12 protein-coding genes are annotated in these 14981 nt (G+C 57.9%); 3 read left to right on the top strand and 9 right to left on the bottom strand.

Annotation, left to right across the window (positions count from 1 at the left end; all coding sequences use genetic code 11):
- Nucleotides 1–179: 179 nt before the first annotated feature.
- Nucleotides 180–1409, bottom strand: a complete 1230-nt coding sequence (serA, locus tag OZ656_RS14445; RefSeq protein ID WP_011786263.1) for a phosphoglycerate dehydrogenase — start codon at nucleotides 1407–1409, stop codon at nucleotides 180–182.
- Nucleotides 1410–1598: 189 nt separating this feature from the next.
- Between serA and OZ656_RS14440 the strand changes: the two genes are divergently transcribed.
- Together OZ656_RS14440 and OZ656_RS14435 are read left to right on the top strand one after the other, a co-directional pair.
- Complete coding sequence (locus tag OZ656_RS14440; RefSeq protein ID WP_014422184.1) at nucleotides 1599–3002, top strand: FAD-binding oxidoreductase; 1404 nt, start codon at nucleotides 1599–1601, stop codon at nucleotides 3000–3002.
- Nucleotides 3002–3679, top strand: a complete 678-nt coding sequence (locus OZ656_RS14435; protein ID WP_379944680.1) for an NAD-dependent deacetylase — start codon at nucleotides 3002–3004, stop codon at nucleotides 3677–3679. The genes OZ656_RS14440 and OZ656_RS14435 overlap by 1 nt, the downstream gene beginning before the upstream one ends.
- 8 nt (nucleotides 3680–3687) lie before the next feature.
- On the opposite strand, the gene OZ656_RS14430 is transcribed toward OZ656_RS14435, so the two are convergent.
- From OZ656_RS14430 to OZ656_RS14410, 5 genes are all read right to left on the bottom strand, one after another.
- Entirely contained in the window at nucleotides 3688–4992 is a 1305-nt protein-coding gene (locus OZ656_RS14430) for an AarF/ABC1/UbiB kinase family protein (RefSeq protein ID WP_014422182.1), read from the bottom strand.
- A 60-nt stretch (nucleotides 4993–5052) separates the two neighbouring features.
- On the bottom strand, nucleotides 5053–5715 hold the full coding sequence (locus OZ656_RS14425) for a fumarylacetoacetate hydrolase family protein (RefSeq protein ID WP_022991437.1): 663 nt from the start codon (nucleotides 5713–5715) through the stop codon (nucleotides 5053–5055).
- A 14-nt stretch (nucleotides 5716–5729) separates the two neighbouring features.
- Nucleotides 5730–6272, bottom strand: a complete 543-nt coding sequence (locus OZ656_RS14420; protein ID WP_011786258.1) for an adenine phosphoribosyltransferase — start codon at nucleotides 6270–6272, stop codon at nucleotides 5730–5732.
- Nucleotides 6273–6303: 31 nt separating this feature from the next.
- On the bottom strand, nucleotides 6304–7602 hold the full coding sequence (locus OZ656_RS14415; RefSeq protein WP_011786257.1) for an NCS2 family permease: 1299 nt from the start codon (nucleotides 7600–7602) through the stop codon (nucleotides 6304–6306).
- Between the two features lie 132 nt (nucleotides 7603–7734).
- Nucleotides 7735–8352 carry a trimeric intracellular cation channel family protein gene (locus OZ656_RS14410; RefSeq protein ID WP_011786256.1) on the bottom strand — a complete coding sequence of 206 codons (618 nt, stop codon included), beginning with the start codon at nucleotides 8350–8352 and terminating at the stop codon, nucleotides 7735–7737.
- Between the two features lie 410 nt (nucleotides 8353–8762).
- Here OZ656_RS14410 and OZ656_RS14405 point away from each other — a divergent pair, with 410 nt between their 5' ends.
- Nucleotides 8763–9740 (top strand): NADPH:quinone oxidoreductase family protein, encoded by a 978-nt coding sequence (locus OZ656_RS14405; RefSeq protein ID WP_379944679.1) that lies wholly within the window; start codon nucleotides 8763–8765, stop codon nucleotides 9738–9740.
- 397 nt (nucleotides 9741–10137) lie between these two features.
- Here OZ656_RS14405 and OZ656_RS14400 read toward each other — a convergent pair whose 3' ends face one another.
- From OZ656_RS14400 to OZ656_RS14390, 3 genes are all read right to left on the bottom strand, one after another.
- On the bottom strand, nucleotides 10138–11967 hold the full coding sequence (locus OZ656_RS14400) for a long-chain-acyl-CoA synthetase (protein ID WP_153741032.1): 1830 nt from the start codon (nucleotides 11965–11967) through the stop codon (nucleotides 10138–10140).
- Nucleotides 11968–12037: 70 nt separating this feature from the next.
- A complete protein-coding gene (locus OZ656_RS14395) occupies nucleotides 12038–12862 on the bottom strand; it encodes an SDR family oxidoreductase (protein ID WP_379944678.1) in 825 nt (274 codons plus the stop codon).
- Entirely contained in the window at nucleotides 12859–14817 is a 1959-nt protein-coding gene (locus OZ656_RS14390; protein ID WP_379944677.1) for an acetyl/propionyl/methylcrotonyl-CoA carboxylase subunit alpha, read from the bottom strand. Before OZ656_RS14390 ends, OZ656_RS14395 begins: the two co-directional genes overlap by 4 nt.
- Between the last annotated feature and the right edge of the window lie 164 nt (nucleotides 14818–14981).

Genomic DNA, 14981 nt, shown 5'->3' with positions numbered 1-14981 from the left:
CATGCTGGGCCTGTTCCGGCCCGGTTTGAATGACTGGTACTTTTCAGCATGGCTACGTATGGCCGAATCTCAAGGGCGGCAGCATGAAGTTTTGTTGAAATGCGGCGTTGTGGCCCGAAATGGCATAAAAAAACCGGAGCTCCCAGGGGGATGCTCCGGTTCTTGAAGGCAGCTGTCTGTCAGAACAGTACGCGGCAGCGAATAGTGCCTTTTACCTGGCGGAGCTTTTCCAGCGCCAGCTCACCGTAGGCCTTGTCCACATCGACCACCACATAACCAATATCTTCCTTGGTTTGCAGGTACTGGCCACAGACGTTGATGCCGTTTTCGGAGAACACCTGGTTGATTTCCGACATTACGCCCGGCACGTTCTCGTGAATGTGCAGCAGGCGGTGCTGGTTCGGGTGCGACGGCAGCGCCACTTCCGGGAAGTTCACCGAAGAAACGGAGGTGCCGTTGTCGCTGTACATGGCCAGCTTCTCGGCCACTTCGCGCCCGATGTTTTCCTGGGCTTCAATGGTTGAGCCACCCACGTGCGGAGTCAGGATGCAGTTGTCGAACTCGCGCAGTGGCGAGACAAACTCTTCGTCGTTGGACTTGGGCTCTACGGGGAATACGTCGATGGCTGCGCCCAGCAGTTTACCGGAACTCAGCGCATCGGCCAGGGCGTCGATATCCACCACGGTACCGCGGGAAGCGTTCATCAGAATGCTGCCCGGCTTCATCTGGGCAAACTGCTCGGCCTTGAACATGTATTTGGTCGCCGGAGTCTCCGGTACGTGCAGGGAAACCACATCGGAAATGTTCAGCAGTTCCTGCAGCGTGCCCACTTGCGTGGCGTTACCAATCGGCAGTTTGGAAACCACGTCGTAGAAATAGACGTCCATTCCCAGGCTTTCGGCCAGCACGCTGAACTGGGTGCCGATGTTGCCGTAACCGATGATGCCAAGCTTCTTGCCACGAATCTCGTAGCTGTTCTTGGCGGATTTCAGCCACTCGCCACGGTGGGCTTTGGCGTTTTTTTCCGGCACGCCGCGCAGCAGCAGGATGGCCTGGGCCAGAACCAGTTCTGCCACGGAACGGGTGTTGGAGAAAGGCGCGTTGAACACGGCCACTCCACGGCGGGTCGCGGCCTGCAGGTCAACCTGGTTGGTGCCGATACAGAAGCAGCCCACAGCCACCAGCTTCCTGGCGGCTTCAAATACTTTCTCGGTCAACTGGGTGCGAGAGCGGATACCAACGAAGTGCGCATCGGCAATCTTCTCGATCAGCTCTTCCTCACCCAATGAATGGGTCAGATACTCGATATTGGTGTAACCCGCGGCATTCAGGGTATCAATGGCAGATTGATGCACGCCTTCCAGCAGCAGGATCCGGATTTTGCTCTTTTCGAGAGACGTATTTGACATGGGCTTGCTTCCGAACCTTTCGTCACGTGAAATGACCTGCAGCCAGGGATCGTCGGCCTGGCTCACAGAACAGGGGCGGTATGATACCATAAACGCAGATTTTCACAGCGCGCCGGTTTGCCTGAATCAATTCTTTGTGAGTGATCTCTGAACAGGCCCTGGCCCAACTTCGAAGAGACTGACACATCCATGAGTTCCGAACAGATCATCGCTTCCCTTAAAGAGCTGGTTGCCACCTCTGAAAACCCGGGCAAGGTTCTCACCGATCCTGCGGATCTGGACAATTACGGCAAGGACTGGACCAAAATCTACCCGCCCAAGCCGCTGGCCATTGTCCTGCCGAAAACCACGGAGCAGGTGCAGGCGCTGGTGAAGTTTGCCAATGACAATCAGGTGGCTCTGGTACCTTCGGGCGGACGTACCGGCCTGAGTGCAGGCGCCGTGGCCGCCAATGGCGAAGTGGTGGTAGCGTTCGACAACATGAACCAGATTCTGGATTTCAACGCCAGTGATCGCACCGTACGTTGCCAGGCCGGGGTGGTGACCGAGCAACTGCAGACCTTTGCCGAAGAAAACGGCCTGTACTATCCGGTGGATTTTGCCTCCGCCGGGTCGAGCCAGCTCGGTGGCAACCTGTCCACCAATGCCGGCGGCATCAAGGTCATTCGCTGGGGCATGAGCCGGGACTGGGTTGCCGGACTGAAAGTGGTGACCGGTAAAGGTGATGTGCTGGATCTGAACAAGGATCTGGCCAAGAACAACACCGGCTACGATCTGCGACATCTGTTCATCGGTGCCGAGGGCACCCTGGGTTTCATTACCGAAGCCACCATGAAGCTTACCCGCAAGCCGGACGACCTGACCGTGCTGGTGCTGGGCCTGAATGACCTCACCAACACCATGGATGTCTTGCAGGCTTTCCAGAAAAAACTGGATCTGACCGCCTACGAGTTTTTCTCTCACCAGGCCATGGGGCATGTACTGGCCCACGGCCAGGTTCAGGCACCGTTCGAGACCGAGGCGCCATATTATGCGTTGCTGGAGTTCGAGGCTGTTTCTGATCAGGTGATGGACGATGCCATGGCACTGTTTGAGCAGTGTGTGGAAGAAGGCTGGGTGCTGGATGGCGTCATCAGCCAGAGTGAAACCCAGGCACAGAACCTTTGGCAACTGCGTGAGCGGATTTCCGAATCCATCGCGCCGCGAATTCCCTACAAGAACGATATTTCGGTGGTGGTTTCCAAGGTGCCGGGCTTCCTCCAGGAAATCGACAACGTGGTTACCGAACACTACCCGGACTTCGAGATCATCTGGTTCGGCCACATTGGTGACGGCAACCTTCACCTGAACATCCTCAAACCGGAGGACATGGCGAAGGAAGATTTCTTCGAAAAATGCCAGCAGGTGAACAAGTGGGTATTTGAAATTGTCGAGCGTTATCAGGGCAGTGTCTCTGCTGAGCACGGTGTGGGCATGACCAAGAAACCCTACCTGCAGTACACCCGCAGCGAGGCGGAAATTGCCTACCTGCGCGGTATCAAGCAGGTGTTCGATCCCAATAACATCATGAACCCGGGCAAGATCTTCGACTGATGCAAGAGCACATTGTTGTACTCACCGGCGCTGGAATCAGCGCCGAAAGCGGCCTCTCCACCTTCCGGGACAACGGTGGGCTGTGGGAGCAGCACAGTGTGTACGACGTGGCCACGCCGGAGGCGTTCGAGCGCAACCGGGATCTGGTGCTGAGGTTCTATAACGAGCGCAGGCGGCAACTTCAAACCGTCCAGCCCAATCCTGCGCACCGCTTGCTGGCGGAGCTGGAAAGCCGTTTTCAGGTGACCGTGGTCACCCAGAATGTGGACGACCTGCATGAGCGCGGCGATTCGAGCAATGTGCTGCACCTGCACGGTGAACTCACCAAGGCCCGCAGTTCCGCCTATCCGGACCTCATTTACGACATCGGCTACAACGACATCAATCCCGGGGATACCTGTGATCGCGGTGCCCAGCTTCGGCCCCATATCGTCTGGTTCGGCGAAGAAGTCCCGATGCTGGATGCGGCGGCAGAGGTGGTGCGCACCGCAGATCAGTTGCTGATTGTGGGTACGTCGCTGCAGGTATATCCGGCGGCAGGGCTGGTCTACGAGGTGGACATTGATGTGCCCATCACGGTGATTGATCCTGGCGAACCTGCGTCCGTCTCCCGGGCACGGGTGATTCGCAAAGGGGCCTCGGAAGGGGTGCGGGAGTGGGTTTCGCGTTATTTGTGAACTTGGCGTTAGCCTCGGAGGTATTTCTCCAGTTCACTTCTGAATGCGGCCTGAACACCTAAGCGTTTTAGCATCCAGTAATGCCCCGCAATCATCCGGTCTATGAAAATACTCTCGACCGGTGGTTTGAAGTAATCCAGGTATTTGAACACCGTGCTGGTTTTTGCGGCCACGTGTTTATGGATATCGGCCTCGGCGAAGTCGTAGGGCTCATCGTTCAGGAACGGGATGATCAGGATATCCCTCCACATGGCGTAATAGGCTTCATCGACCGCCGGTTGGCTGTCCACGCGAGCGCCCAGGTCGATCAGGTACTGGTCCAGGGCCTGGTAGTCCTCATCCAGCGCTGCGATCAAGGCTTTGCGGTAGGCTTCGACAATCTCCGGTTTGAGTTTCTTCACGCAGCCGAAGTCATACATGATAATGGTGCCATCCGGCCGGTAGGCGAAATTGCCCGCGTGAGGGTCGCCGTGAATGCACTGGAACCGGAACAGCTGATCGGCCATGATCGTGAAAATCCGGTGGCCAATCAGGTTGAGGGTTTCCTGGGAGTAGTGTTCCGGTGTGACCTTGCTGACGTGGTCGCCCTCCACCAGCCCCAGGGTCAGGACCCGACGGGTTGAATGGCTGTCGACCACCTCCGGGATGATCACCCACGGCTGATCATTGTGGAATTCGTGGAACAGCTTGAGGTTTCGCGCCTCGTTCTCGTAATCCAGCTCTTCCTTCAGTCGCACCCGGATTTCGCCGAACAGCTGGTCAACCGTCTCCTTGGGCATTTTCAGCAGGCCGCCGAGCTTCAGGGCCAGTCGTAGCTGTTTGAGGTCGGAGTCGCAGGATTCATCCACGCCGGGGTATTGCACTTTCACGATCACATCCGTGCCATCGTGCAGGCGGGCGCGGTGTACCTGGCCGATGGAGGCAGAGGCGTAGGGTGTTTCCTGCAGGTATTCAAACAGCTCGCCAACCGGCTTGCCCAGCTCACTTTCCACCTGTTCCAGAATCACCTCGAATGGCATCGGTGGTGCTTCTTTCTGGAGTTTTTCCAGCGCGTCCGAGAATTCTTTGGGCAGGAAGTCCTGGGTCTGGGAGGCTATCTGCCCCACCTTCATCACCGCCCCCTTGAGCTCGCCCAGGGTATCGGCAATTTGCCCGGCCATCCGGGTGTAGCTTTCGCTCTGGGCGCCTTCGTCATTTTCGGTGCGGAACATGCGCCGCGCTCTCTGGCCGGCGTACTGGCCCGCCACCGTGGCGGTCATGCCTGCGAGTTTGAAGAAGCGTCCTGTGCGTGAAGTAACGGGTTTCCTGGCCATGGTAGTGCCTGTTCTACGGGAAGTTTGCAGCTCGTCTGAATATCCGTATCCGTGTTGCGTTCAGACCACTGTGGTCTCCACAAATAACACATCTTCCAGCTCCAGGGACAGAGTCTGGCCGCTGACAAGCGGGCCAACGCCTTTGGGCGTGCCAGTCAGCACCACATCGCCGGGTAACAGGGTGAACTGGGTGCTCATATGAGCAATCAGGGGCACGATCGGGTTCAGCATGTCGCCGGTATTCCCGGTCTGCTGGCGCTGGCCGTCGATATCCAGTGTGAAGTTCAGGTTGCCCTTGGCAAGTTGGTCGGCGGCAACGAACGGTGAAAGCGGGCAGGCGCCGTCGAAGGCCTTTGCGCGCTCCCAGGGGTGTCCCTTTTCTTTCAGGCTGCTTTGCACGTCCCGCAAGGTGAGGTCCAGGGCCAGGCCATAACCGAGAATGGCACTTTCCACTTCGCTGGCGGAGGCATTGGTCAGGGGGCGGCCGATAAGTACGGCCAGTTCGGTTTCAAAGTGCACCGCACCCTGGCCTCTGGGGTAGACCAGCGGGCGGGTGATATGAACCGCTGCGGTGGAGGGTTTGATAAACAGCAGCGGTTCTTCCGGTACCGGGTTGTTCAGCTCCCGGGCGTGTTCGGCGTAGTTGCGCCCCACACAAACGATTTTGCCAAGGGGAAGATGAACCGGTGTTCCATCTTTCCAGTGATGCTGATAATCGCCCATGGTGGCGCCTCCGCTCAGTCTCCTTCGAATGAGCAGACAGTATAAACCTGCAGACCTTCTTCCTGCAGCTTGCGTGAGCCACCCAGATCCGGCAGATCAATCATGGCTGCGACCTCTACGATTTCAGCACCGATACGGCGGATCAGACGGGTTGCGGCCAGCATGGTGCCGCCAGTGGCAATCAGATCGTCCACCAGGATGACCTTGTCGCCGGGTTTGAAAGCGTCTTCGTGTAGCTCGACGGAAGCCGTGCCGTATTCCAGTTCGTAGTCTTCCACCAGGGTGTCGAAGGGCAGTTTGCCCTTCTTGCGCACGAGTACCAGAGAGGCATTCAGCTCGTAGGCCAGCGCCGAGCCAATAATGAAGCCCCGGGCATCGACGGCGGCAACCGCATCAATGTGCTGGCCATGGTAGCGATGGACAAAGGCATCGATCAGTTTACGAAATGCCGTTTTGTCCTGAAGGACCGTGGTGATGTCCCGGAAGGAGACGCCGGGTTTGGGCCAGTCCGGCACAGTGCGGATGGCTTTCTTGATGCTCTCGGAAAAATAGTCCATGGGCGGATCCGGTGATTACTCTGGGCGCCGCTCAGGCGGCGTCCAGGAACATGAATTTCAGAACAAATACAACGGCAATGGTAACGACACTGGCGTTAAGATCGGACCAGCGGCCAGACAACGCCTTGATCACGGCGTAGGTGATGAAACCCAGGGCAATGCCGTTTGCAATAGAGAAGGTCAGCGGCATGGTCAGTGCTGTGACGATCGCTGGTGCGGCGTCGGTGATGTCATCCCAATCGATCAGTTTGAGGCCGCTTGCCATCAGCACGGCGACGTAGAACAGGGCCGGTGCGGTCGCATAGGCAGGGATGATGCTCGCGATCGGTGACAGCAGCAAACAGGCGAGGAAAAGCAGGGCGACGACAACCGCCGTCAGTCCTGTGCGACCACCGGCGGAAATGCCAGCGGTTGATTCGATATAGCTGGTGGTGGTTGAGGTACCCAGGGCTGCGCCTGACATGGTTGCGACGGAATCCGACATCAGAGCTCGTCCGAGACGGGGCAGCTTGCCATCTTTATCCAGCAATCCACCACGCTGGGCTGCTCCGATCAGGGTGCCGGAGGTATCGAAAAGATCCACGAACAGAAAGGCAAAGATAATGCTGATCATGCCAACATTCAGTGCGCCGGCCAGATCAAGTTGCATAAAGGTGGGGGCAAGGCTGGGTGGGGCAGACACAAAACCTTTGTATTCCACCATGCCAAGCATCATGGCGGCCACGGTAACAGCAAGGATGCCGATCATTACGGCGCCGGTGATTCTGCGGAATGAAAGTGCACAGATCAGTACGAATCCTGCGAAGAACAGCAGGCTCTCAGCCACTTTAATGTCGCCCAGACCCACAAGGGTCGCAGGGTTATCTACCACGATGCCGGCGTTTTTCAGTGCGATCAGAGCAAGAAAGAATCCGATGCCGGCGGAAATGCCAAAGCGTAAGGACATCGGAATGCTGTTGATGATCCATTCCCGGATCTTGACCACACTCAGAATGAAGAAAATAAACCCGGAGAGAAAGACAGCGCCCAGCGCCACTTCCCAGCTGTATCCCATACTGCCGACGACCGTGAACGAGAAAAAGGCGTTCAGGCCCATGCCGGGGGCCAGGGCAATTGGATAGTTTGCCCAGAGGCCCATAATCAGCGTACCGATGGTTGCGGCCAGACAGGTGGCCACGAAAACGGCTCCGAAATCCATGCCGGTGGACGACAGGATGCTGGGGTTGACCACGATGATGTAGGCCATGGTCAGGAAGGTGGTAATGCCAGCTACCACTTCTTTACGGACAGTGGTGCCGTGGGCCTGGAGTTGGAACAGTCGTTCAAGCATGACTTGGGTCTGCCTCTAGAATGCCTGGATTAGGGAGTTTGAAAGTCAGTTTGCGTGCGGAAAACGTGAATTGGGTGAAAAAACGGCAATGTTACCGGCTCAGGCGCCTCACGCCAAGGGATGATTCAGAGTTCAGTTCAGCATCTGGTCTCGTTGCAGGCGGATATCAAAGCGCACCGCGAGCATGCGAACAATCACGATAAACAGCAGGCCAATAGTCAGCGCCATGGATTCGCTCTCCAGCAACCACTGGCACACAAAGTACAGCCAGCAACCGGCGAAGGCGATAGAGGCGTAGATCTGGTCCTTGCGGAAAATAAAGGGAACTTCGTTGCACAGGGTGTCACGCAGGGCGCCGCCGAAGCAGCCTGTCATTACACCCAGCATGGAAGCGATAAACCAGGAGTGGCCCAGATCGAGAGCCAGTTGCGCACCGAGAATGGAAAAAATGCCAAGGCCGATGGCGTCCGGGAAGACGATTCTCGATTCTTTCAGGGAATGGGCCCGGCTCCAGTAGCTGAACACGATTGCCATGGCCAGGATCATGATCGGCTGCTCCTGGTGCTTGATCCAGTACAGCGGGTGATTGTCCATGATCAGATCCCGCAATGTGCCGCCACCCAGAGCGGTAATAAAACCGATGGCAAAAACACCCACCGGATCCATGTTTTTGGACCGGGCGACGATCATGCCGGAAATGGCAAACGCCACAACGCCAATCATTTCAAGAGTATAGATGATGTCAAACATGGGGCGGCTCTGATCTGACGAAATTCGGTCCGGGGCGTGGGTGAAAGGCTGGAAGAATAGCGGAATTCGTCCCGGGATTCATCTTCAGGCGTTGATGGCCGATTCAGCCAATGTGATCTGTTACGCGACAGTTACGCGTATCACTGCCTTGTTTCCCGTTTGATTGATCCGGAGTACTGCAATATGGCCCTGATGCGTCTGGCCGCCGGTGTGATGATCATCGTCGCCGTGGTAGCGGGCGCTGTACTGTTCTGAATCCGTCGGCTTATCAGCCGGGCTTATTGCCATGAATAAGCAGCCTTGATTTGCTTCACGGGCTCTGTGCGTTTAGCTTGATCCTGGTCAATTACAACGTCAAATCAGACCCGCCCTGACGCCATCAGGGTAAGACAGACAGCCCAGGAGCAACCATGAAAGCCATTCTGTGCAAAGACTATGGCCCGGCAGAGAATCTGGTCATCGAAGACATTGCCAGCCCGGACGTAAAAGGCAGCGGCGTAAAAATCCGGGTCAAGGCTGCAGGCCTGAACTTCCCGGACACCCTGATCATTCAGGGCAAATACCAGTTCCAGCCGCCCATGCCGTTTTCCCCCGGTGGCGAACTGTCCGGTGAAGTGCTTGAAGTGGGCGAAAAAGTCAGCCGTTTCAAACCCGGAGACCGGGTAGCCGCTCTGACCGGCTGGGGTGCGTTTGCCGAAGAAGTGGTTGCTCCGGAATCCAACCTGTTGCCAATTCCGGACTCTATGTCCGATGAGAAAGCAGCGGCTTTCATGATGGTGTATGGCACCTCCTATTATGCGCTGAAACAGCGAGGCAACCTGCAGCCCGGCGAAACCCTGCTGGTACTCGGGGCCAGCGGCGGCGTCGGCCTGGCGGCGGTGGAGCTGGGCAAGGCTATGGGCGCGAAAGTGATCGCGGCGGCCAGCTCTGCTGAAAAACTCGCGGTGGTCAGGGAGGCCGGTGCTGATGAACTGGTGAACTACACCGAGGAATCGCTGAAAGATGCGGTGAAGAAACTGACCAAGGGTAAAGGTGTGGATGTGATCTACGACCCGGTCGGCGGAGATTTCACCGAACAGGCCCTGCGCACCATGGGCTGGAACGGCCGCCACCTGGTGATCGGCTTTGCTGCAGGGGATATCCCCAAGATTCCTGCGAACCTGACGCTGCTCAAGGGTTGTTCCGTGGTAGGCGTGTTCTGGGGTAGCTTCACCCAGCGCGAGCCGCAGACCAGCGCCCAGAACATGATGGAGCTGTTGCAGATGTATGCCGACGGCAAGATCGATCCCAAGGTCAGCGAAGTGTTCCCGTTCGAGGAATATGCGGCTGCGCTTGGGGCACTCACGGGGCGTCGGGCCACTGGCAAGATCGTTTTGCGAGTTGGCTAATGGTTCTTCGAACCGGAGGGGTAGTCTCACTCCTGGCCTTCGAACGCGGGTGATGGTGAGATCGGTGTGCCCCTCCCAAAAACCGCTACGAGCACATCGATGTGCGCTTCTCTCCGGCCATCCATGGCCTCCGACATTTTTGGGAGGGGCACCCCGATCTCACCTGCATAGCTTGGTGGGATAGTCTGAAAAGAACTTCCCGTTAAGGGGGTGGAGGACTATTGCTGAGCTTCCGAAAGCCGTGTCGGGGATTGCTTCCAAAAAATTTTGAGGGCCAGGGATGGCCCGAAATAAGCGCACATGGATGTGCTTGTAGCGGTTTTTTGGAAGCAATCCCCGACGCGGCAAACTCCCAGGCTAGCAGGCTAGCGACGGGCAACGAACACAAGTGATCTGCTCAGAACCGAACATCCCCCGAATCAATATCCGAGACTAGCTCCGGAGTCAGCAAAGTATAACCGGACGAACCGGGCAGCCAGGCGTAAACATCGTCTTCTGACCTCTCCAGAGAATAGCCGAGCTTCTGGATGTCCACCTTCCGGTACTTGAACGTTCCCGTCTTCTCGATGGCATTGGTCACCCGCACAAACACCGGCACCGCATAGGCCGGCAGATTCTCCTGCAGATAGTCAAACAGCTTGTTGATATCGAAGGCCGAACCATTGGACTGAGGCACCAGCGTTACCATGCCCGCCTTGCCGTTGGTTTTGGGAATCTCGACACCGTACACAATGGCTTCTTCCACCATGCCGGTGCCATCAATGATGTTTTCCACCTCCGTCGTCGATACGTTTTCTCCCTTCCAGCGGAAGGTGTCGCCCATGCGATCGACAAATTGCAGATGACGGCAGCCGATTTCTTTTAATACATCACCGGTGTTGAACCAGGCATCGCCTTTCTTGAAACCATCGCGCAGGATGGATTTCTCGGTGGCTTCCTTCTGGGTGTAGCCCTCGAACGCCCACTTCTTGTTGATCTCACCTATTAACAGACCAGGCTGGCCTTTTTCTACTTCCTCCAGGCGGCCCTTGTCGTTGCGGATCGGGTCCCGGGTGCCTTCGTGGTACTTGACCAGCTTGTAGGGCGCGGTGGAGAAACCCACGGTGTTGTCCATGTTGAAAAAGTTGCTGAAGCCGATATTGCCTTCTGATGAGGCATACAGCTCAGCCACCTTGTCGATGCCAAAGCGTTCCTTGAATTCTTTCCAGATGGAGGGGCGCAGGCCGTTGCCGATCATTTTGGTCAGGCCGTGGTTGCGGTCCTGGCTGCAGGGAGGTTGATTCAGCAGGTAGCGGCACAGCTCGCCCACGTAGCCGAAAGTGGTGGCGTTGTAGCGGCGGACGTCGTCCCAGAAGGCGCTGGCGGAGAATTTTCGGCGCAGGGCGATGGCAGAGCCACCGGCGAGGACCGAGCCCCAGCACACCAGCAGGGCGGTGCCATGATACAGCGGTAGTGTACAGTACAGAACGTCTTCCGGTTCCATGGCCAGGGAGAGCATGCCAAAGCCGCCGTAGGCTTTGATAAATTTGCGATGTGAACCGGGCGCCGCCTTGGGCAGGCCTGTGGTGCCTGAGGTGTAAAGATACACGGCGGTATCGCCCATGGTTACCGGGTTGCTCAGGACCGGGCGGGTTGAGGGTCGGCGGCTGACTTCCAGGGCCAGATTGACGTAGCCCTCCGGCGCGTCACCAAAGGTGTTCAGAGTGTTGCCGTCGTGCAGGTAGAGCAGGGGATGCGTGTGCCGGAGCTGAACCTCTCCACGAACCGACTCGGCATTGTCGATCAGTTCGCTACCAACCACCAGCAGTCGTGGCTCGATCAGGTTGATACTGTGGGCCAGCACTTTGCCTTTCTGGGAGGTGTTCAGCATGGCGCAGGCCACGCCGACCTTGGCTGCGCCAACCACGGTCGCCAGTAGTTCCGGTCGGTTTTCCAACAGTACCGCAATGGCATCGCCCTTTACCAGCCCCTGATCTTTCAGGTAATGGGCAATTCGATTGCTCCAGGCATCCAGTTCTGCCCAGGTAATGCTGCGATCATCGAAGAGAATGGCAGGGCGCGTGGGGTGTTTGTCAGCGTTGCGCTCTACCAGCTTGCCAAGGGTCAGCTCTTTTTTGTCGTCCTTTACCCGGTAGTAGTAAAGCCCTTTTGCCACGAAGGGAAATTTTTTCAGAACCGTGGGCAGGCTGCGCATGATGTCGCGTGCGGTTACGATGTCTTGGCTCATGGTGCGTCCGTTTCAGTCGTCATTGTCTTTATAGGTTTTGAACCGCGCAGCAACATTCAGAGCCCCGCGGCTAATCCAGGAACAGATCCGGCAGCAGCGGCTTGTCGCCTGCGGCATACCGGTAGTGTTCGAAGTCCTCTACGCCATCCTGACGAAGTACATCCTCATCAATCAGCGCTTGCCCGGTCAGTTCGTCCGCACTGCGGGACAGTATGCTGACCGCGGCATCGGCCATGATTTCCGGCTTTCGTCCCTGCGCCATCAATTGAGGTCCGCCCACTTCGTGTTCTATGGCGGCAGTGGCAATCAGAGTCTTTGGCCACAGGCAGTTCACGGCAATGCCATAGCGTCGGAACTCCTCGGCCATGCCCATGCTGAGCATGGTCATTCCGTATTTTGTAGTGGTATAGGGCCCGTACTGGGCAAACCACCGGGTATTCAGGTTCAGCGGCGGAGACAGGCTGAGAATGTGGCCTCCGGATTCCTTCAGCCAGGGCAGGGCCGCCTGACTGCAGGTGAATACGGCCCGGGCGTTGACCTGATGCATCAGGTCGTATCGGCTCACTTTCAGGTTTTCGACACCGGTCAGGCGTATCGCCCCGGCGTTGTTCACCAGGGCATCGATACCGCCAAAATAACTGGCGGCTTCCTCTATTCGCTGGCGGACCTGTCGTTCATCCCGCACGTCCAGCACCAGCGGCAGCGCCTGGCCTCCGGCGTTACGAATTTCCTCAGCGACCGTGTGGATGGTGCCGGGTAGTTTCGGGTGCGGGGTATCGGTTTTCGCTGCAATGACCACGTTGGCGCCTTCCCGGGCACAGGCCAGGGCAATGGCCCGGCCGATTCCCCGGCTGCCGCCGGTTATAAACACTGTGCGCTGTTGTAGCCGGCTCATGATTCTGCCTCCTCAGTGGACTGCACGTCTGCCAGAAGTTGGCCACGTTTGACCTGGTCTCCTTTGCGGGCGAGCAACTGGCCAACGGTGCCCGTGCGGTCCGCCTTAACCGGATGCTCCATTTTCATGGCTTCCAGAATCACCAGGGTCTGGCCCTGTTCCACCTGATCTCCCTCTGCCACCAGTACATCAATAATGGCACCGTCCATAGTGGCCTGGACCTTGCCGCTGCCGGTGCCCAGGGCACCTTGGGCGGGTTGGTGCGTAATATCCCGAACGCACCAGGAACGGCCGAACGCCTGCAAATATAGGGAATCTCCGCTCCGGTAGTATTGGCACCGCTGACGAACCCCGTTGTCGATAATGCACAGCAGGCCTGGTTCCTGGCTTTGCAGTTGCAATTCATAGTGTTCTTCGCCGTGGGCCACCAGCAGTTTGTGGCCACTGTGCCAAACCAGCAGTTCCACGGTTTCGTCCCGGGCCTCAAGCTTCATCGGCATGACGGTGGCGGGGGCGTTACTCCAGCCTTTCTGGGCGGATTGGCCGAGGCTCAATGCGCAGGCGCTCAGGGCCAGCTCGCGGATGGTGAGCGGCTGGGGCGCCAGTGACGGATCATCCTTGAAGGCCTGCTGCAGGAAGGCCGTGGTGGCTTCACCGGCACCAAAGGTGTCATCGGCGATGATGCGGCTGAGGAAATGGCGGTTGGTGGTCACACCAAAGACTGTGGTGTCTTCCAGCGCCCGGATCAGGCGGCGACGGGCTTCGTCCCGGTTCTGGCCCCAGGCGATGACTTTCGCCAGCATGGGATCGTAGTGGGGGCTGACCACGTCACCGGAGCGCACGCCGGTATCAAACCGCAGTCCTTCGCCTTCGGCCGGAGTGAACAGGTGCAGGGTGCCGGTTTGCGGGGTGAAACCGCTGGCCGGGTCTTCGGCGTAAAGTCGTACTTCGATGGCGTGGCCATTGAGTTGGATGTCATCCTGGGCCAGAGGTAGTGGGCGGCCTTCAGAGACCATCAACTGCCAGGCCACCAGATCCTGGCCGGTAATCAGTTCGGTGACCGGATGCTCTACCTGCAGGCGAGTATTCATTTCCAGGAAGTAGAAACTGCGGTCTTTGTCGACCAGAAATTCCACGGTACCGGCGCCCTCGTAACCGCAGGCCAGGGCTGCTTTGACAGCAGCTTCGCCCATGGCCTTACGCAGTTCCGGGGTAACAAAAGGTGAGGGCGCTTCCTCGACCACTTTCTGGTGCCGGCGCTGGACGGAGCAGTCCCGCTCGCCCAGGTAAACGGCGTTGCCATGGCGGTCTGCAAAAACCTGGATTTCTACGTGCCGGGGTTCGATGACCGCTTTTTCGATGATCAGTTCGTCGTCACCGAAGGCCTGTTTGGCTTCTGAGCGGGCCCTCTTAATGTTGTCGGCCAACTCGCTCTCGCTCTCGACCAGGCGCATGCCCCGGCCGCCGCCACCTGCGGAGGCTTTGAGCATGAGGGGGTAGCCGATGCCCTGGGCTGCGGCGATGAGTTCATCATCACTGGCGTTGTTGCCCTCGTAGCCAGGGACTACGGGCACGCCGGCTTCCTGCATGGCGATTTTCGAGCGGCGTTTGCTGCCCATGAGTTCAATGGCGTTTTCGGGAGGGCCTACAAAGGTGAGGCCGGCCTGTTTGACGGCTTTGGCGAAGCCGGAGTTTTCGGAGAGGAAGCCGTAGCCCGGGTGGATGCAGTCGGCGCCTGTTTTCCTTGCGGCATCGAGGATGGCGTCGGCGTTGAGGTAAGACGCAGCAACCTGTGCCGGGCCGATGCAGACGGCTTCGTCGGCTTGTTCAACGTGCAGGGCGTTGGCGTCGGCTTCGGAGTAGACGGCAACGGTTCGGTAGCCCAGCGCCTTGGCTGTACGGATGACCCTGACGGCGATTTCGCCTCGGTTAGCGATGAGTAGTTTTTTTAGCATTTGTATGTCACCTGCCTTGATGCGCGCCTGCGCATTTGGGTGCTCGTGCGCACCACTGGCGGGGAGGGCCTCCGGAAAAACGCTACGAGCACATCCGTGTGCGCTTCGCTCCGGCCATCCATGGCCTCCGAGATTTTCCGGAGGCCCTCCCCGCCAGCGGCGCT

This window comes from Marinobacter sp. LM1, from assembly GCF_042763285.1.
GTDB classification, from domain to species: domain Bacteria; phylum Pseudomonadota; class Gammaproteobacteria; order Pseudomonadales; family Oleiphilaceae; genus Marinobacter; species Marinobacter nauticus.
Note: the sequence above shows the minus strand (reverse complement) of the source record. Positions and strands in the feature narration are given on the sequence as shown.